General features: G+C 71.8%; 18 protein-coding genes. 6 read left to right on the top strand and 12 right to left on the bottom strand.

What is annotated here, in order from left to right; genetic code table 11:
- Positions 1-4 precede the first annotated feature (4 nt).
- The 3 genes from AFL01nite_RS04185 to AFL01nite_RS04175 are packed head-to-tail and all read left to right on the top strand — an operon-like array spanning position 5 to position 3,431.
- The gene (locus AFL01nite_RS04185; protein WP_146825906.1) at positions 5-1,363 is read left to right on the top strand and encodes an FAD-binding oxidoreductase; all 1,359 of its coding nucleotides are present in this window, start codon (positions 5-7) and stop codon (positions 1,361-1,363) included.
- Positions 1,360-2,643 (top strand): class I SAM-dependent methyltransferase, encoded by a 1,284-nt coding sequence (locus AFL01nite_RS04180; protein WP_146825905.1) that lies wholly within the window; start codon positions 1,360-1,362, stop codon positions 2,641-2,643. The genes AFL01nite_RS04185 and AFL01nite_RS04180 overlap by 4 nt, the downstream gene beginning before the upstream one ends.
- Positions 2,643-3,431 carry an exodeoxyribonuclease III gene (locus AFL01nite_RS04175; protein WP_146825904.1) on the top strand — a complete coding sequence of 263 codons (789 nt, stop codon included), beginning with the start codon at positions 2,643-2,645 and terminating at the stop codon, positions 3,429-3,431. Before AFL01nite_RS04180 ends, AFL01nite_RS04175 begins: the two co-directional genes overlap by 1 nt.
- Positions 3,432-3,441: 10 nt before the next feature.
- On the opposite strand, the gene mnhG is transcribed toward AFL01nite_RS04175, so the two are convergent.
- Genes mnhG through AFL01nite_RS04145 form a run of 6 tightly spaced genes read right to left on the bottom strand, consistent with a single transcriptional unit; the run spans position 3,442 to position 9,513 of the window.
- A complete protein-coding gene (gene mnhG, locus AFL01nite_RS04170; RefSeq protein WP_146825903.1) occupies positions 3,442-3,771 on the bottom strand; it encodes a monovalent cation/H(+) antiporter subunit G in 330 nt (109 codons plus the stop codon).
- Entirely contained in the window at positions 3,768-4,043 is a 276-nt protein-coding gene (locus AFL01nite_RS04165) for an MrpF/PhaF family protein (RefSeq protein WP_146825902.1), read from the bottom strand. Before AFL01nite_RS04165 ends, mnhG begins: the two co-directional genes overlap by 4 nt.
- Positions 4,040-4,597 (bottom strand): Na+/H+ antiporter subunit E, encoded by a 558-nt coding sequence (locus AFL01nite_RS04160; protein WP_146825901.1) that lies wholly within the window; start codon positions 4,595-4,597, stop codon positions 4,040-4,042. Before AFL01nite_RS04160 ends, AFL01nite_RS04165 begins: the two co-directional genes overlap by 4 nt.
- Positions 4,590-6,203, bottom strand: a complete 1,614-nt coding sequence (locus AFL01nite_RS04155; protein WP_186813805.1) for a Na+/H+ antiporter subunit D — start codon at positions 6,201-6,203, stop codon at positions 4,590-4,592. Before AFL01nite_RS04155 ends, AFL01nite_RS04160 begins: the two co-directional genes overlap by 8 nt.
- Entirely contained in the window at positions 6,200-6,661 is a 462-nt protein-coding gene (locus tag AFL01nite_RS04150) for a Na(+)/H(+) antiporter subunit C (protein ID WP_146825900.1), read from the bottom strand. The genes AFL01nite_RS04155 and AFL01nite_RS04150 overlap by 4 nt, the downstream gene beginning before the upstream one ends.
- Complete coding sequence (locus AFL01nite_RS04145) at positions 6,658-9,513, bottom strand: Na+/H+ antiporter subunit A (protein WP_146825899.1); 2,856 nt, start codon at positions 9,511-9,513, stop codon at positions 6,658-6,660. The genes AFL01nite_RS04150 and AFL01nite_RS04145 overlap by 4 nt, the downstream gene beginning before the upstream one ends.
- Before the next feature lie 67 nt (positions 9,514-9,580).
- Between AFL01nite_RS04145 and AFL01nite_RS04140 the strand changes: the two genes are divergently transcribed.
- On the top strand, positions 9,581-10,204 hold the full coding sequence (locus tag AFL01nite_RS04140; protein ID WP_146825898.1) for a hypothetical protein: 624 nt from the start codon (positions 9,581-9,583) through the stop codon (positions 10,202-10,204).
- The gene (locus AFL01nite_RS04135; protein ID WP_186813804.1) at positions 10,197-10,961 is read left to right on the top strand and encodes an exonuclease domain-containing protein; all 765 of its coding nucleotides are present in this window, start codon (positions 10,197-10,199) and stop codon (positions 10,959-10,961) included. The genes AFL01nite_RS04140 and AFL01nite_RS04135 overlap by 8 nt, the downstream gene beginning before the upstream one ends.
- Position 10,962: 1 nt before the next feature.
- Here AFL01nite_RS04135 and pgm read toward each other — a convergent pair whose 3' ends face one another.
- The 3 genes from pgm to AFL01nite_RS04120 are packed head-to-tail and all read right to left on the bottom strand — an operon-like array spanning position 10,963 to position 14,148.
- On the bottom strand, positions 10,963-12,600 hold the full coding sequence (gene pgm / locus AFL01nite_RS04130) for a phosphoglucomutase (alpha-D-glucose-1,6-bisphosphate-dependent) (protein ID WP_146825896.1): 1,638 nt from the start codon (positions 12,598-12,600) through the stop codon (positions 10,963-10,965).
- Between the two features lie 7 nt (positions 12,601-12,607).
- Positions 12,608-13,444 carry an alpha/beta fold hydrolase gene (locus tag AFL01nite_RS04125; protein WP_146825895.1) on the bottom strand — a complete coding sequence of 279 codons (837 nt, stop codon included), beginning with the start codon at positions 13,442-13,444 and terminating at the stop codon, positions 12,608-12,610.
- Positions 13,441-14,148 carry a lysoplasmalogenase gene (locus tag AFL01nite_RS04120; protein ID WP_186813803.1) on the bottom strand — a complete coding sequence of 236 codons (708 nt, stop codon included), beginning with the start codon at positions 14,146-14,148 and terminating at the stop codon, positions 13,441-13,443. Before AFL01nite_RS04120 ends, AFL01nite_RS04125 begins: the two co-directional genes overlap by 4 nt.
- Before the next feature lie 40 nt (positions 14,149-14,188).
- Here AFL01nite_RS04120 and AFL01nite_RS04115 point away from each other — a divergent pair, with 40 nt between their 5' ends.
- Positions 14,189-14,596, top strand: a complete 408-nt coding sequence (locus AFL01nite_RS04115; RefSeq protein ID WP_146825893.1) for a pyridoxamine 5'-phosphate oxidase family protein — start codon at positions 14,189-14,191, stop codon at positions 14,594-14,596.
- A gap of 3 nt (positions 14,597-14,599) precedes the next feature.
- Here AFL01nite_RS04115 and AFL01nite_RS04110 read toward each other — a convergent pair whose 3' ends face one another.
- From AFL01nite_RS04110 to AFL01nite_RS15260, 3 genes are read right to left on the bottom strand one after another with little or no spacing between them, the layout of a single operon-like run.
- Positions 14,600-15,862, bottom strand: a complete 1,263-nt coding sequence (locus tag AFL01nite_RS04110; RefSeq protein ID WP_146825892.1) for a DUF1501 domain-containing protein — start codon at positions 15,860-15,862, stop codon at positions 14,600-14,602.
- A complete protein-coding gene (locus AFL01nite_RS04105; RefSeq protein ID WP_186813802.1) occupies positions 15,859-17,319 on the bottom strand; it encodes a DUF1800 domain-containing protein in 1,461 nt (486 codons plus the stop codon). The genes AFL01nite_RS04110 and AFL01nite_RS04105 overlap by 4 nt, the downstream gene beginning before the upstream one ends.
- Positions 17,319-18,269 (bottom strand): spore germination YkwD domain-containing protein, encoded by a 951-nt coding sequence (locus AFL01nite_RS15260; protein ID WP_186813801.1) that lies wholly within the window; start codon positions 18,267-18,269, stop codon positions 17,319-17,321. Before AFL01nite_RS15260 ends, AFL01nite_RS04105 begins: the two co-directional genes overlap by 1 nt.
- Positions 18,270-18,327: the final 58 nt, after the last annotated feature.

Here is an 18,327-nt window from a genome sequence, read left to right as displayed (position 1 = left end):
AGACATGCAGGGGTGGGGTCAGCACACGCGCGCCGTGGCTGCCCTCCGCGCCTCGTGGGACGCGCTGCCGTCCGGGCAGCCCGTGAGGCTCGCCAAGCGCACCTCCAACCTCTTCCGTCCCCGCGCGCGGGCCGCCGGCGCGGGCCTCGACGTCTCCGGGCTCGACGGGGTCATCGCGATCGATCCCGTCGGCCACACCGCCGACGTGCAGGGCATGTGCACCTACGAGCGGCTGGTCGACGAGACGCTCGCCCACGGCCTCATGCCGACGGTCGTGCCGCAGCTGCGCACGATCACCCTCGGTGGCGCCGTCACGGGCCTGGGCATCGAGTCGACGTCCTTGCGGCTCGGCCTGCCGCACGAGGCCGTCCTCGAGATGGACGTGCTGACCGGCTCGGGCGACCTCGTCATGGCCACCCCCGACAACGAGCACGCCGAGCTGTTCGCGGCGTTCCCCAACTCCTACGGCAGCCTCGGGTACGCCGTGCGGCTCAGGATCTCGCTGCAGCCGGCGCCGCGGCAGGTCCGGCTGCGCCACGTGCGGTTCGCCGGGGCCGCCGACGCCGCCAAGGCCGTCGCCGAGATCGCCGACGCGGGGCGGTGGGACGGCACCACCGTCGACGCGGTGGACGGCACCGCCTTCAGCCCCGACGAGGTGTACCTGACGCTCGCGCAGTTCGTCGACACCGCTCTGCCCACGAGCGACTACGCCGGGCAGGACGTCTACTACCGCTCGATCCGCGCGCGCCAGGAGGACGTCCTGACCGTCCACGACTACCTCTGGCGCTGGGACACCGACTGGTTCTGGTGCTCCGGCGCGTTCGGGGCCCAGCACCCGGTCGTCCGCCGGGTCTGGCCGCGGCGGTGGCGACGCAGCGACGTCTACCACCGGCTCGTCTCCCTCGACTCCGTCGTCGGCGTCAGTCGCGTGCTCGACCGGATCAAGCACGTCCCCGGGCGCGAGCGGGTGATCCAGGACATCGAGGTGCCGCTCGAGCGTCTCGACGACTTCCTCGCCTGGTTCGATCGCGAGATCGGCATGCGGCCCGTCTGGCTGTGCCCCCTGCGCACGACGCGCGCGTGGCCCACCTATCCGCTGACGCCCGGCGAGGTCTACGTCAACGTCGGCTTCTGGGGCACGGTCGTCGTCCCCGAGGGCACCGAGCCCGGAACCGTCAACCGACGGATCGAGGCCGAGGTGCACCGGCTCGGCGGTCACAAGTCGCTGTACTCCGAGGCGTTCTACGACCGCGCCACCTTCGACCGGCTCTACGGCACCGCCGGCCTCGACCGGGTGCGCGAGCAGTACGACCCGCAGTCCCGACTGACCACCCTCCACGACAAGGCGGTGAGGAACTCATGAGCACGTCCGAGACCCGACTCACGATCGCGGAGGCCTTCGAGCGGCTCCTGCGCGACGGCATGCCCATCGCCTTCGAGGCCTTCGACGGCAGCACGCTCGGGCCGCAGGACTCGCGGATCCGGCTGCGCCTGCTCAACGAACGCGGACTGGCCTACCTCCTCACGGCGCCCGGCGACCTCGGCTTCGCGCGGGCCTACGTGTCGGGCGACCTCGAGATCGACGGCGTCCATCCGGGCGACCCCTACGACGTGATGCACGCGCTCATGAGCCGGCTCCGGTTCCGCGTGCCCTCGGGGCCCGAGCTGGTGCAGATCGTCCGCAGCCTCGGTCTGGGCAACCTCAAGCCCCCGGCGCCGCCGTCGGAGGAGCACCTGCCCAAGTGGCGGCGCGCCCTCGAGGGGCTGCGGCACACCAAGGAGCGCGACGCCGAGGTCATCGAGCACCACTACGACGTCTCCAACCGCTTCTACGAGCTCGTCCTCGGACCGTCCATGACCTACACGTGCGCCGTCTTCCCCAAGCCCGACACCAGCCTCGAGGAGGCGCAGGCCGAGAAGTACGACCTGGTGTGCCGCAAGCTCGACCTGAAGTCCGGCGACCGCCTGCTCGACATGGGGTGCGGCTGGGGCGGCATGGTGCGGCACGCGGCCGAGCACTACGGCGTCCGCGCGCTGGGGGTCACCCTGTCGCGGGCGCAGGCGGGCTGGGCGCAGGCCGAGATCGAGCGACAGGGGCTCTCCGGCCGGGCCGAGGTGCGCTTCAGCGACTACCGCGACGTCACCGAGACCGACTTCGACGCGATCAGCTCGATCGGCATGACCGAGCACATCGGGGTGCGCAACTACGGCGACTACTTCGCCTTCGCGCGCAGCAAGGTCAAGGTCGGCGGACGGATGCTCAACCACTGCATCACCCGCCGTGACAACCGGGGCAAGGCGATGGCCGGTCAGTTCATCGACCGCTACGTGTTCCCCGACGGCGAGCTGGCCGGAGTGGGCACGATCGCCGTCGCCATGCAGGACGCGGGCTTCGAGATCCGCCACGCCGAGGACCTGCGTGAGCACTACGCCCTCACCCTCGCGGCCTGGTGCCAGAACCTCGTCGACCACTGGGACGAGGCGCTCGACGAGGTGTCGGAGGGCCGTGCGAAGGTGTGGGGAATCTACATGGCCGGGTCCCGCCTGGCGTTCGAGCGAAACGAGATCCAGTTGCACCACGTCCTGGGCGTCAACACCGCCGCCGACGGCACGTCCTCCTACCCGTTGCGGGTCGACTTCTGATGCGCATCGCGACGTGGAACGTCAACTCCATCCGCAGCCGCATCGACCGGGTCGCCTCGTGGGTCGATCGCCACGACGTCGACGTCCTGGCGATCCAGGAGACCAAGTGCCGTGAGGACCAGTTCCCGGCGCTTGAGCTCACGGCGCTGGGCTACGAGTACGCGCACGTGGGCATCAACCAGTGGAACGGCGTCGCGATCCTCTCGCGCGTCGGCCTCGAGGACGTCGAGCGCTCGTTCGGCGTCGACCAGCCCCTGTTCGACGACGTCCTCGAGCCGCGCGCGATCGGCGCGACCTGCGGTGGCGTGCGGATGTGGAGCCTGTACGTGCCCAACGGTCGCGACCTCGACCACGCGCACTACCAGTACAAGCTCGACTGGCTGGCGCGCCTGCGCTCGGCCGGCGAGCAGTGGCTCGCGAAGAACCCCGACCTGCCGATCGCGCTCACCGGCGACTGGAACATCGCGCCGCAGGACGACGACGTGTGGGACATGGCGGTCTTCGAGGGGCGCACGCACGTCTCCGAGCCCGAGCGCGCCGCCTTCCGGGCGATCGTCGACGCCGGGTTCAGCGACGTGGTCCGTCCGCACACGCCGGGCCCGGGCGTCTACACCTACTGGGACTACACGCAGCTGAGCTTCCCCAAGAAGAAGGGCATGCGCATCGACTTCGTGCTGGGCTCGCCGGCGCTCGCCGAGCGGGTCGAGGGCGCGTGGATCGACCGCGAGGAGCGCAAGGGCAAGGGCGCCAGCGACCACGCCCCGGTGGTCGTCGACCTGGCCGACTGAGGCCGGACGGTCAGTCGCCCTCGTCGACGACGAGCGCCTTGCGGTCGACCTGGCCGGCACGGAACGACGCCCGGGCCACCATGTGGGCCGAGACGGGCGCCGTCAGCAGCTGGAAGAGCGCGACGACCGCCACCAGGGTCAGGTCGCCGACGCTGTCACTGCGCAGCGCCAGGCCGGCCAGGATCAGCAGCAGGCCGAACGTCTGCGGCTTCGTGGCCGCGTGCATGCGGGTGAGCACGTCGGGGAACCGCACGACGCCCACGGCGGCGACGAACGCGAAGGCCGCGCCCAGGATGAGCAGCGCCCCGGACAGGACGTCGGCGATGGTGCTCCAGCTCATGAGGGCGACCCTCCCGTGGACTGCGACGCGGCGTAGCGGGCGATGCTGACCGACCCCAGGAACGCGACGAGCGCCAGGGCCACCAGGATCGGCAGCGTGGTGTTGTGGCGCCCCACCGCCGCCTCGACGCCGATGGCCCCGACGCACGCGGCGACGAAGACGTCGGCCGCCACGGTGCGGTCGAGCATCGTGGGGCCGCGCACGATGCGCACCAGGCACAGCAGCCCGGTCAGGCCGAGGAACACGGCGCAGATGATGGCCACGACGATCATGAGGCGTCCTCCCGGAGGCGGCGTTCGCTGTCGTTGATCTCGGCGTCGGTGCCGATGGCCCGGAGCAGGCGGTGCTCCTGCAGACGGGCCTTGCGCCGCGCTCCGGCCACCTTCTCGGGCGTCGCCGCGTCGAGCACGTGCAGCCACATCCGCCGGCCCTCGGAGTCGAGCTCGATCAGCAACGATCCGGGCACCAGCGAGATCAGCTCGCCGGTCAGGGTCTGGCGCAGCTCGGAGCCGCTGACCAGGTCGATCTGCAGCACCGCGCTCGGCGGCGGGGCCGCGGGCCGGATCGCGAGCCAGGCCACGGTGAAGCTCGCGACCGCCAGGTCGGCGAGGAAGCGGCTGAGCAGGACCACGGTGGGCCAGGGCCGGAGCGTGCCCTCGACGGACACCCGCGGGAAGGGGAAGACCATGACGATCACGGCGCTGACCAGAAGGCCGCCGACGACGTTGATCGGCGTGACCGCGCCCCAGAGCAGCAGCCACACGAGGGTCAGCCAGGCGATCACGGGCAGGTGCCACACCCGCAGGCCGCGGACGCGATCAGCCATCGCCCAGCACCGCCTCGATGTACGGGGTGCGCTCGTGCAGCTCGTCGGCGGCACGGTCGGCCACCGAGAACAGGGGGGCGCCGAAGACGGTCAGGGCGACGGTGACCAGGCCCAGGGCGATGGTGGGCATCGCCATCCGCAGCGGCAGGCGCTCGCCCTCGGTGTCCTCTTTCCACGTGGTCTCGCGCTGGGTGGCCGTGCCGACGCTGCTGCGGCCGTGCAGCGAGCCACCCATGACCAGCGGGTCGAAGGGCACGGGGGTCTCGTCCTCGGGGTCGGCCATCGGCTGCCAGAAGGCACGGTTCCAGATCTTGACGACCGCGTAGAGCGTCAGCAGGCTCGTCGCCACCGCGGCGCCGACGCCGACCAGCGCCAGCCAGTCGCCGGCCTCGACGCCCGCCTCGATCAGCGCGAGCTTGCCCAGGAATCCCGAGAAGGGTGGGATGCCGGCGAGGTTCATCGCCGGGACGAAGAACATCACCGCGAGCACGGGGGCGTGCCGGGCGAGGCCGCCCAGTCGGTCGAGATTGGTGGTGCCGGAGCGGTACTCGACCAGGCCGGCCACGAGGAACAAGGTGGTCTGGACGGTGATGTGGTGGACGATGTAGAAGATCGCGCCGGTCATGCCCAGGTCGCTGGCCAGTGCGATGCCGAACAGCATGAAGCCGATGTGGCTGACCAGCGTGAAGGACAGGACACGCTTGATGTCTGACTGCGCGACGGCGCCCATGATGCCGACCACCATCGTCAGGATCGACGCCCACAGCAGCAGCGTCCGCAGCTCGTGGGTAGGGAACAGCAGGGTCTGCGTGCGCAGCATCGCGTAGATGCCGACCTTCGTCAGCAGGCCCGCGAACACGGCCGTGACCGGCGCGGGCGCGGTGGGGTAGGAGTCGGGCAGCCACGCCGACAGCGGGAACACCGCGGCCTTGACCGCGAAGGTCAGCAGCAGCATCAACTGCAGCATGGTCGCGACGGGACTGGAGAGTTCGGGCATGCGCAGCGCGAGCTGGGCGAAATTCACGGTGCCGGTGGCGGCGTAGACGCACGCGACCGAGATCAGGAACAGCGCCGAGGACGCGAGGCTGACGATGATGTAGATCGTCCCCGACCGCACGCGGGCCTCGGTGCCGCCGAGGGTGATCAGCACGTAGGAGGACGCCAGCAGGATCTCGAACCCGACGAACAGGTTGAACAGGTCGGCCGAGAGGAAGGCGTTGGAGACGCCGGCGCTCAGCACCAGGAACGTCGGGTAGAACACCGACAGTGGTGCGTCGCGACCGAACTCGACGATGCCCTGGCCCACCGAGTACAGCAGCACGCACAAGGTGACGATCGTCGAGATCAGCAGCAGCAGCGAGCTCAGCCGGTCGGCCACGAGGCTGATGCCGATCTCGGCCGGCCAGCCGCCGACATTGAACGACTGCGGCCCGTGCCGGTCGGCGCGCACCAGCAGGACGCTGGCCGAGGCCACCACCGCGACGAGCGTGATGATGCTGATGACGCGCTGGGCGGAGGCGAACCGGCCGAAGGCCAGGCACAGGCCGGCGCCGAGCAGCGGCAGGATCACGGGGGCGAGGACCAGTTGGTCCAGCAGGCTCGTCATGCGGGCACCTCGTCCTCGGGGGCCAGGGTGGCGTCGCCGGCGTAGCCCTCGTCGGGCAGCTCGGTGTCGTCCACCTCGTCGAACGTGGCCGAGACCTCGTCGCGCTCGGCGCGGCGGCGGATCAGGTCGTCCTCGAGGTCGTCCTGCACGTCGTCGGTGCCCGTCAGCTGCCACGCCCGGTAGGCCAAGGCCAGGCCGAACGCGGTGGTGCCGAGCGTGATGACGATGGCGGTCAGCGCCATCGCCTGCGGCAGCGGATCAGCCATCGGGTCGCCGGACAGACCGAGGATCGGGGCGGCGCCGGCCGGGCCGGAGACCACGAGGAACAGCACGTTGAGCCCGTTGCCGATCAGCACGAAGCCGACCAGGATGCGGGTCAGGCTGCGCTCGAGCACCAAGGTGACGCCGGCGCCGACCATCACGCCGACGACGGCGATCAACATCAGGTTCGCGGTCACGTCATCACCTCGCGGTTCGGGTCCTCGGCGGCAGCGTCCTCGTCCTCCATCTGGGCGTCGATCCCGCTGCCCAGGCTGCGCAGCACGTCGAGCGCGAGGCCGACGACGACCAGGTAGACGCCGATGTCGAAGAAGACCGAGGTCACCAGATGGAGCTCGCCGAGCACCGGGATCGCGATGTCGATGATCGCGCTCTGCAGCACGCCGCCGCCGAGCAGGGTCGGCAGCAGGCCGGAGAGCGCGGCGACGGCCAGACCGAGGCCGAGCACGACGCCGGCGTCGACCGGCGCGGCGTTGTCGAGCTCCTCGCGGCCCCCGGCGAGGTACCGGATCATCAGGGCCAGGCCGGCGATGAGACCGCCGGCGAACCCGCCGCCGGGGGAGTTGTGGCCCGAGATCATCAGGAAGATCGAGAACACCACCACGGTGTGGAAGATCAGCCGCGTGATGATCTCGAAGACGATCGAGCGCCGCTGGTCGTGGAGGTTGGCCGCGAGCCAGGCGTTGGAGTCCTCGCTGACGACGCGCCGCACGCGGACCTGGCGCATCGAGCGATCGGTCAGCAGGAAGATCAGGCTGGCGATGCCGGTGGCGGCGACGACCAGGACGCTCAGCTCGCCGATCGTGTCCCAGGCGCGGATGTCGACCAGGGCGACGTTGACGATGTTCTTGCCGCCGCCGTACTCGTAGGCGGGCTTCGCCCAGCCGGCCGAGATCGGCGTGGCCGTGCGGGCGTTGGTGGCGACGAACGCGAACCCGGCGACGGCCAGGCCCGTGGCCGTGCCCACGCCGACCCGCACCCAGCGCGCGATGTTGAAGGGGCGGTCGCTGAAGAACGGGGGGAGGCGGCGCAGCACCAGGACGAACGTGACGAGCAGGAAGGTCTCGACGAGCACCTGGGTCAGGGCCAGGTCCGGGGCGCCGTGGGCCACGAACAGGATCGAGGTGCCGTAGCCGGTGACGCCCAGCAGCAGCACGGCACGCAGCCGGCGTCGAGAGCGCACGGTCAGGATCGCGGCCGCGATCATGATCAGGCCGGTGACGACCTGCAACGGGTTGTCGGCGATCCGCACGTCGGGCGTCTGCCACGCGCGGACGAGCGCCGACCCCGGGACGAGGACCAGGGTGACCAGGATGATGCCGAGGTAGACCGGCAGCGAGCCTCGCTGGGTGCGACCGGTGACCTCGACGGCCAGGCGGTCGACGCCGCGCATGACGGCCTGGTAGGCGCGCTCGGCGTCCGGCAGGGGCAGGCGGTCGGCGACGGCGTGCTGGGCCGCGGCGACGGGGTGGCGTCCGGCGTACAGGGCCACGCCCGCGACGACGGCGACGACGGACAGCCACAGCGCCGGGGTGAAGCCGTGCCACAGGGTGAGCAGCGCCTCGTGCGAGCCCTCGGGGAACTGGTCGGCGTAGGTGGCGATGCGCGGCGTGAGGAGCGGGCCGGCGAGTCCGGCGGCGAGGCTGCAGGCGGCGAGGATCCCGGGGACGCCGGCGAACCAGGGCGAGAAGTCACGCGGCGTGCACGGCTCGACGCCTTTCTTGTCGGCGAACGTGCCCCACACGAAGCGGGCGCTGTACGCGACCGTGAGGATCGAGCCGACCACGGTGCCCACGAGCGCCGCCAGGCCCCATCCGGGGTGGCCGAGGTCGTGGCCCAGGTCGACGAAGGCGGCGAACGCGGCCTCCTTGGCGGTGAAGCCGAAGAGCACCGGCAGGCCGGCCATCGACGCGGCGGCCACGACGGTGGTGACGAACAGGCCCGGCCGGGCGGCGCGCAGGCCCGAGAGCTCGCGCAGGTCGCGCGTGCCGACGGACCGGTCGATCACGCCGACGACGAGGAAGAGGGCGGACTTGAACAGTCCGTGCGCGCACAGCAGCGCCAGGCCGGCGAACGCGGCCGAGCGGGTGCCGGCGCCGACGACCGCGACGAGGAAGCCCAGCTGGCTGACCGTGCCGTAGGCGAGCAGCAGCTTGACGTCGTACTGCCGCAGGGCCCGGAGGCCGCCGAGGATCATCGTGGCGATGCCGAGGCCGACCAGCACGGGGCGCCACCCCGGGGTGTCGGCGAAGACGGGGGCCAGCAGGGCCACCAGGTAGACGCCGGCCTTCACCATCGCCGCGGCGTGCAGGTACGCGCTGACCGGGGTCGGCGCCGCCATCGCGCCGGGCAGCCAGAAGTGGAACGGCAGCAGGGCCGACTTCGACAGGGCGCCGACCAGCACCAGCGCGATCGAGGCGGTGACGGCCGGACCGGCCGCCGGGGGATCGGCCAGGATCGCGCTCAGTCGCGGGGTGTCGCTGGCCAGGTGCAGCCCAACGAGCCCGACCAGCATCGCCAGGCCGCCGAAGGTCGTGACGATGAGCGCGTTGAGGGCCGCGCGCCGGTTGGCGCGCCGCTCGGGGTTGTGGCCGATGAGCAGGAACGACAGGACCGTCGTCAGCTCCCAGAAGACGTAGAGCACGTAGACGTTGTCGGCGAGCACCAACCCGAGCATCGCGCCGGCGAAGCCCGTCAGGACGCCGGAGAAGCGCCAGATCTCGGGATCGTTGGGTCGGAAGTACCAGGTGCAGTAGATCAGCACGAGCGCGCCGACGCCGGTGACGAGCAGCGCGACGATGCCGCTGAGGGCGTTCACGGCGAAGTCGACGTCGAGCCCGATCTGCGGGATCCAGGTGACGTGCTCGTAGGTCGGATCGCCCTCGGTGGCCCGCGCGACGGGACCGAGAAGCCAGACGAATGAGGCTGCTGGGACCAGCGCGAGGACGAGGAAAGCTCGTCTATCCAGCATGCGGACGAGCACAGGCGAGGTCGCGGCAACGAGAAAGTGCAGCGCGACGAGGAAGACCATGGGCTCGGCCCAACCCTAGCGGGTGGGCCCCTGTGAAGTGTCCTCGAGGAGTGCCAGAATGGGTACCATGGCCGACCCCGCGAACTCCCGCTCCGCCGGCCTGTCCTCTGCTGGTCCCGGTACTCGGACCGGGACCGAGACGTGGGTCCGGCGCATCGTCGTCGGCCTCGTGCTCGTCGTCCTCGCCCTCGTCGTCTACGGCCTCCTCGCCGCGGCACTGCCGCGGTGGTGGTCCCAGCGCATCGGCAACCAGGTCGACGGTCGCATGACCGTCGGCATCTTCTGGGGCCTGTTCTACGGCTTCGTCTTCAGCTTCCTCCCGGTGCTCGTCGCGTGGCAGGCGCGGCGGCCGTTCCTGAAGTGGCCGTGGAAGATCGCCGTCGTCGTGGTGGCGCTCGCGCTCGCCGCGCCGAACTGGCTGACGCTGTCGATCAGCCTGGGCGACAACAGCGCGTCGGACGCCGGCTGGATCACGTTGGTGAACGAGGCGCCCGGCTTCCAGTGGGCCACGTTCTTCGGCGCGCTGGCCGGTGTGATCGCCGCCCTGGCGCTCGTGACGCTCACGGCCGCGGCCCGACGGCGCAAGCACCAGGTCCACGAGCTCAAGGGACAGATGGCGGAACGGGATGCGCAGCAGCCGGGGACGGCCCCGTCGAACGAGTTGCACCGAGAGGAACCGCCCCATGCCTGACGCGTCCGCCCGCCCCACGTCTGATCCGGTCCGCACCGGTTCGGGACGGCGCGCCAAGAACGTCCTGCCGCCGCGCGAGGACCCGAACGTCTGGTACCGCCAGCCGTTGGCCTCGCTCGACTTCGAGACCACCGGCATCGACCCGCGCAAGGACCGGATCCTGAGCTTCGCCGCGCTGTCCGACGTGGGTGGCGACCTCATGGGCATGGTCAACCCCGGCGTGCCGATCCCGGAGTCCTCGGCCGACATCCACGGCATCACCGCGTCCGACCTGGCCTCCTCGCCCATGTCGGCGCAGGCCCTGCGCCCCGTGCTCGCATGGGTCCACGACCTCGTCCAGCGTCGCATCGGCCTGGTCGTCTACAACGCGTCGTTCGACCTCACGCTGTTGCGCGCCGAGGCCGAGCGGCACGACCTCGACCAGCCCGACTGGGACCGGCTGCTCGTCGTCGACCCGTTCGTCATCGACTGGGGCGTCGATCGCGAGCGCAGCGGCCAGCGCCGCCTCGCCGACGTGGCCGGTCACTACGGCGTGCGGCTCGACCGCGCGCACGACGCGGCGCACGACGCCCGCGCCGCGCGCGAGCTGGCCCTCACCATGGGCAAGACGTTCCCGAAGGTCGTCGCGTCGAGCCTCACGATGCTGATGGCCCAGCAGCGCTACTGGATCGCCGCCCGCACGATGGACTGGAACAAGCGCGCCCACGAGCTCGGCCGCGGCCTGACGATCCCCGACCAGAACTGGCCGTTCGGCTGACTCAGCCGCCGGCCAGCGCCGTGTCGACCACCGACTTCGCGGCGGCCTGCACCTCGGCGAGGTGCTCGGCGCCGCGGAACGACTCGGCGTAGATCTTGTAGACGTCCTCGGTGCCCGAGGGGCGCGCCGCGAACCAGGCCGACTCCGTGGTCACCTTCAGTCCGCCGATCGCCGCGCCGTTGCCCGGCGCCTCGGTCAGCACGGCAGTGACCGGCTCGCCGGCCAGCTCGGTGGCCGTCACGTCGTCGCTGCTCAGGCTCGCGAGGCGGGCCTTCTGGGCGCGGTCGGCGGGGGCGTCGATCCGGGCGTAGGCCGGGTCGCCGTGGCGCTCGACCAGGTCGGCGTACAGCACGCTCGGGGTGCGGCCGGTCGTGGCGATGATCTCCGAGGCCAGCAGGGCCAGGATGACTCCGTCCTTGTCCGTGGTCCACACGCCGCCGTCACGGCGCAGGAACGACGCGCCGGCCGACTCCTCGCCGCCGAAGCCGAAGGAGCCGTCGACCAGTCCGGGCACGAACCACTTGAAGCCCACGGGGACCTCGACGAGCGGACGGCCGACCTGCTCGGCGACCCGGTCGATCATCGACGACGACACGAGCGTCTTGCCGATCCGGGCGGAGTCCGGCCAGCCGGGTCGGGCACCGCCGAACAGGTGCGCGATCGCGACGGCCAGGAAGTGGTTCGGGTTCATCAGGCCGGCGTCGGGGGTGACGATGCCGTGGCGGTCGGAGTCGGCGTCGTTGCCGGTGGCCACGTCGAAGTGGTCACGCTGTTCGATCAGCGACGCCATCGCGTCCGGGGACGAGCAGTCCATCCGGATCTTGCCGTCCCAGTCGAGCGTCATGAAGCGGAACGTGCCGTCGACGAGCGGGTTGACGACGGTCAGGTCCAGTCCGTGACGGTCGGCGATCTCGGCCCAGTAGGCCACGCTGGCGCCGCCGAGCGGGTCGGCGCCGATCCTCACGCCGGCGGCCGCGATGGCCTCGAGGTCCACCACCTGGGGCAGGTCGTCGACGTAGGTGCCGAGGAAGTCGTACGGGCGGCACGCGGCTCGGGCCCGCGAGAACGGGACCCGGCGCACGCCGCCGAGTCCGGCCGCGATGAGCTCGTTCGCGCGGCCGGCGATGACCGTCGTGGCGTCGCTGTCGGCCGGGCCGCCGTGCGGCGGGTTGTACTTGAAGCCGCCGTCGGCCGGCGGGTTGTGCGACGGCGTGACGACGATGCCGTCGGCGAGGCCGGTGCGCTTGCCGCGGTTGGCGCGGATGATCGCGTGCGACACGGCCGGCGTCGGGGTGAAGCCGTCCCGGTCGTCGACCAGCACGTCGACGTCGTTGCCGATGAGCACCTCGATCGCCGTGGCCCAGGCCGGCTCGGACAGCGCGTGCGTGTCGCGACCGAGGAACAGCGGCCCGTCGATGCCCTGCTGCTTGCGGCGGTCGCAGATCGCCTGCGTCGTCGCCGCGATGTGGTCCTCGTTGAACGAGGTCGTGAGGCTCGACCCGCGGTGTCCGCTCGTGCCGAACGCGACGCGCTGGTCGACGACCTCGGGGTCGGGCGTGAGCGTGTAGTAGGCCGTCACCAGATGGGCCAGGTCGACGAGATCGGCCGCCTCGGCCGGCTGTCCTGCGCGGTCGGTCATGCGCCCATCATGCCGGGTCGGCTGCGCTGCGGACCCGCGCCAGCACCTCGGAGGCCAGCAGGTCGGGGTGGGTGTCGGGGAGCCAGTGACCGCCGTCGACCTCGACGAAGCGGTAGTCGGCGCTGACGTGGTCGCCGCAGCGCTCGGCGCCGTAGCGGCCGATCGCGAGGTCGGACGCGCCCCAGACGAAGGTGGTGGGCACGGTGACGGCGGGCGTCGAGGCCAGGTCGGCCCCCATCGCCCGGTACCAGTTCAGGGTCGCCGTCAGCGCTCCCGGCTCGGAGAGGTGGGCGATGTAGCCGTCCTCGTCCTCCCGCTCGACGTCGCCGCCGTACATGGCCCGCAGGCGCATGCCGTCGCCCTCGAGCAGGATCTCCTCGGCCTTGCCGGGCTTGCGGAGCAGGCCGATGTAGGCGCCGCGCTGCTGCTGGTCGGGGTCGGTCGCCAGGGCCTCGTTGTACGCGGTGAGGTGGGGGACGGACACCGCGGTCAGGCTCAGCACGTGGTCGGCGTGGCCGGTGGCGACGACCCACGAGACGGCGGCGCCCCAGTCGTGCCCGACGAGGTGGAACCGGTCGTGCCCGAGCGCCGCCGCGATGTCGACGACGTCCCGCGCCAGCAGCTCGGCCCGGTAGTGCTCGACGCCCTCGGGGCGGGCGCCGGCGCTGTAGCCGCGCTGGTCGGGCACGACCACGCGGAGGCCCTCGGCCACGAGGCGCTCGGCGACGGCGCGCCACGAGCGTCGGTCCTGCGGCCAGCCGTGCAGCAGCACCACCGGCGTGCCGTCCTCGGGGCCCAGGACGTCGACGTCGAACGCGAGGTCGCCCACCCGCACGGTGCTCATCGGCCCACCTCCGCCGGGAGCGTGGGCCAGCAGTCGGTGGGCCGGGCCGGGTCGAACCCGCCCGCCGCACGGGTGCGGGCCTCCTTCTGCACGATCGCGGTGGCCAGCAGGAACAGCGCCAGGCAGTAGGTCAGCATCACGACGAAGCCGCCGAGGACCGAGTCCTCCGGGACCCGCTCCGCGATCCGGGCGGCGATCAGGCCGTCACTGAACAGGAACAGCAGCGCGCCGACACCGGCGCGCAGGTCGACCGCGAGCGCCGTGGCGGCGGTGGCCGACAGCAGCAGCGCGTAGACCAGCACGGGGACCCGCAGGGCCGACTCGAGGCCGCCCCACACCCACACCAGCAGCACGATCGCGCCGACGAGCAGCGCCAGCGGGATCCAGAGGCGGCGGCGCAGGGCGTCGAGTGCGCCACGACGCACGAAGAAGGTCACGAAGCACACGTGGGCGGCCGCGAACGACGCCATCCCGGCGACGAAGAGCCCGTCGATCTCGAGGAAGAGGTCGCCGAACAGGCAGAAGACCAGGGCCAGCGCGATGATCCGGGGACCCTGCTGCTCGATCACCCACGCCGCGAGCAGCGGGGCGATGAGGCACTTGGTGATGCTCTCCCACGGTTGCGCGTGCGCGAGGACCAGGGCCAGGTGCACCACGACGGCGACGCCGAAGGCGGCGAGCCACGGGCTGCGGAGCGAGTTCATGGCCACACGGTAGCGCTCCGGCTGTGTGCACAATGGGGGCATGAGCACCGGATCGATCCAAGAGCTGGACCAGGACGAGTGCCGTGAGCTGCTGCAGGTCGGCCGGTTCGCGCGAATCGCCTTCGACGCCGACGGGCAGCTGGAGCTGCTGCCGGTGAACTACGCCTACGACGACGGCATCCTCCTGATCCGCACGAGCGAGACCTCGGGGCTGGCCTCGATCGTCGAGCGCCGGTTCGTCCTCGAGGCCGACCACCACGACGACACCTACCAGACCGGCTGGAGCGTCGTGGTGCGCGGCACCGCGGCCCGGGCGACGCCCGAGCAGCTCGAGGCGTTCGGCACGCGGCTGCCGAACTCGTGGGCCGGCAGCCGGGGCGAGCCGGTGCACATCGCGATCACCCCCGAGCAGCTGCAGGGCCGCCGGGTGCGCGCGTTCCCCGGCTGAGCGTCAGTACGGGGACATGAAGCCCAGCGGGGTGCGGGTCAGGCCCGGGAACACCGTGCCGACCCCCACCTCGGGGAACCGCGCCTGCAGGATCTCGGCCAGCACGCTGCGGTAGTCGGTCGTGACGGCGAGGTCGCCGTCGACCTGCTTGCCGGCGCCCAGGGTCGGCCACTTCGCGTAGTACCCCCCCTTGACGCCCGCGCCGAACGCGAACACGGCGTTGCCGTACCCGTGGTCGAGCCCGGCCGCGCCGTTCTCGCCCAGCCGGCGCCCGAACTCGCTCAGCGTCACGATCGTGACCCGCGAGGCGTGACCGCCCAGGTCGGTCAGGAACGCGGCGATCGCCTTGGACATCTGCTCGATCTGGTCGCTGATCCGCCACGAGATGTCGACGTGGTGGTCCCAGCCGCCGAAGTCGACGGCGATGGCTCGCACGCCGACGCCCGCGCGGATGAGCGCCGCGGAGCTGGCCAGCGCCTCGCCGAGCTCGTTGTACCGCGGGTAGACGGCACCGTTCTGCGAGCCCTTCTTCTCCTCGGCCGCGATCGCGCCCGTGCGCCGGTCGAGGGCGATGGCCTCCTGGCCGGCGCGCCCGATCGCGGTGCCGGAGTCGCGGTACATGGTGCCCAGCACCGAGCGCAGGCGCGGGCCGAGGTCGCGATGGTCGGCCCACGGGGCGGACAACGAGGTGAAGTCCGTCGTCGCGAAGGACGACCGGGGTCCGATCAGCGACGTGGGCATGACCGTGGACCCCACCTGGAGGCCGTCGAAGACCTCGTGGGTCGCGAAGCACCCGATGACGCGGTTGAGCCAGCCGATGCGCTCGGACGAGCCGGGATCGGCGTCCTCGACCAGCTCCATCGCCTCGAAGTGCGACCGGTTCGGGGTTGGTAGCCCGACGGCGTGGATCGCGGCCATCCTGCCGCTCTTCCACAGCCCCTCGAGCGGCTTGAACGACGGATGCAGGCCGAACGTGTCGTCCGGTGCGAGCAGGTTCGATCGCTGCAGGTTCCGGGCGATCGTCTTGCGGTTCGCGTAGTACGCCGACTCGGTGTGGGGCACCATCATCGACATCCCATCGGCGCCGCCGCGCAGTGACAGCACCACGAGGACGTTGCCGTTGGTGGCGCCGTAGGCCGTCGAGGCCAGCACGTCGCCGAACATGGCGGTGGAGACGCCGGCCATGCCGAGCAGCCCGGCGGACTTCAGCAGGTTGCGCCGGGTGACGCCGTAGTCGGCGCAGGACGCGTCGTGTCCGTCGGTCATCGCAGCATCGCCTCCGGGGCGCTCAGGATCGCGGTGCGGATGAGGGTGAGCATCCAGGTCATGTGGCCCTCGTTCCGCTCCCACTCGGCCGAGAAGACGTGGGTCGCCGGCTTGTCGAGGAGGGTCGCCACCCCGGCGACCGTCTCGGCCGTCGCCCGGCGTCCCGTCATCATGACGGCCTGGTGGTGCACGAGGTCCTTCAGCGGGAGCGGCCACACCGGCGGGACGAGGTCGCGCGGGAGGGGGCGGGTCGCCTTCGTGACCTTCTCACCGGCGTTCGCCGCCCACGACCGGGTCGTCCAGGAGCGCAGGAGCCGGGCGGGGGAGAGGTACGTGTCGGACTGCTCGGGCGAGCCGTCGGGCCGGGGCCACGAGAACGGCGCCTGGCCGATCCAGCTGCACAGCCAGCTGAAGGCGTCGACGTGGCTGTCCTTGCCCGCGCCCGTCGGCACGATGTCGCACGCGCGCTGGGTGGCGACGACGTCCTCGGCGGGCGTGCGCGCCTTCTTGAACTTCGAGGCCAGGAAGCCGGGGTCGCGCACGAGCACGCGCAGGCAGGCCTTGATGTCGCTGCCGGACGCGAGGTACGCCTTCTGGACGGCGTCGACCGAGCTCTGCGGCGGGTCGTCGCTGATGAAGCGCACGCAGAGCCGGCGGGCGATGCGCGTCGCAGTCTCGGGGCGCATCGCCAGCCAGTCGAGGTACGCGTTCAGCTCGGCCCGTCCGTCGGCGGCCGCGTTCGTGAAGGTCCTGTCCATGACCTTGACGGGCCCGACGTGGTGCAGCGCGGGGTCGTAGCCGGCGCCGAAGTCCTTCTCGATCGCGACGGTGAAGCCGGTCAGCAGGCGCGCCGAGCTCTTGACGTCGGCCTCGCTGTACCCGGCCCTGCGGCCGACCGTGTAGAGCTCGAGCAGCTCGCGGCCGAGGTTCTCGTTGATGAGCGTCTTCGTGTTGCGGTGGTTCGAGAGGTAGCCCGACATCGAGGGGTGCGTGACGGCCGCGCGCAGCAGGGCACGGTACGTCCCGAGTGCGTGGGGCCGGATCGCGTGGGTGTCGTAGTGCAGGCGCCACGGGAAGCTCAGGCCCTCGCCCGCCGGGATGTGGAGCAGGTTCGACCAGAAGTCGACCATCATCTCGTGGACCTGGTTGGTGGCGACCACGCGACGGACCAGGGAGTACTTCACCAGGTCGTCGCCGTACTGCCAGCCGCTGTACGCCTCCGACCGTGCGTTCGCCCAGGCTCGGCTCGGCGTGTCCTTCAGCCGCGGGAACCAGCTCAGCACGGCGTCCGCCGCGGGGTCGGGGTGGCGGGCCAACTGCGATTCGAACCAGGCGTCGACGCCGGAGTGGCGCAGGACGTCGGCCTCGAGCCGGAGGTTGTAGCCGTACGTGAAGCGACGGACCACGTGCTGCGCGGTCTCGGAGAGGCGCGGCTGGGTCCCGGGCACCGCGGGCATCAGCAGGCTCCCGACGTCGACGTGGAGGCGGTGGGGGAGGAGACGAGGACCGTCATCCAGCGCGTCCCACCGGACGTGAGCGAAGCGACCCCGTACTCGAACCCGGGGGCCCGACGGCAGGACGACAGCAGCCGGGCGGTCTCGCCGTAGGGCGAGGCGAGCCAGGCGTCGACCGCGAGGTCGATCGCCGCGGCCGACGAGTCCGCGGTGCCGATGGCATGCGTGACGGCGTCGACGGTGCGGCCGGGGCAGGAGGCGGAGGGCAGCGCGCGCTTGGCTGCGCGGTGGGGACCCGCGCCCGGGTCGACGGCGCGGCCCGTCGCGGCCATCCATCGGGCGTGCTCACGGGCGTAGGCGGTGAGGCAGGTCCCGGCCCCGAGGTCGCGCGCGGACTTCACGTCGGCACGGCCGTAGGTCTGGCGCGCCGTGCGGACGTCCGCGAGCAGCGCCTTCTCGTCGGTGGTGAGCGTGCCGGGCTTCGGAGCCGTGGGGGGAGCGGGCCGGACGGTGAGGCGCGAGGTCGTGGACTTCGCGGCGGTGTGGACGTGCACCCGCCCGCCGGTCCGGTGCCGGGTCTTCGACGCGTGCGCGCGGTAGCGGAACGTGCCGGCAGCCGGCTTCGCCGTGATGGTCGCGCGCGCCTTGACGGTGCGGGTGGCCATCGTGCGCCACTTCTTGCGCTTCGCGTCCCAGCGCTGGAGGCGGACCGGGCGGGGGTGCCGGGTGGAGGTGGTGATGCGGAACGACACCGTGTCACCGCGGGTCGCCGATCGTGGCGAGACGGTGAGCTTGACGGCACGCTGGGCAGCAGCGGGCTGCGCGAGGGTCGTCTGGCGCGCGGACCGTTCGGCGCTGGCGCGCTCCTGCGCCACGACCGCGGTCCCACCGACGAGCACCGCCACGACGAGGCCCACGGCCAACGTCGGAACGGTGTGACGGGTGAGACGCATGCTCACCATGGTGACTCAGGGCGCCGCGAAAACACAACGAGAACCGGTGGGACGGCCC

Source organism: Aeromicrobium flavum (assembly GCF_007992115.1).
In the GTDB taxonomy this organism is placed as follows: domain Bacteria; phylum Actinomycetota; class Actinomycetes; order Propionibacteriales; family Nocardioidaceae; genus Aeromicrobium; species Aeromicrobium flavum.
Note: the sequence above shows the minus strand (reverse complement) of the source record. Positions and strands in the feature narration are given on the sequence as shown.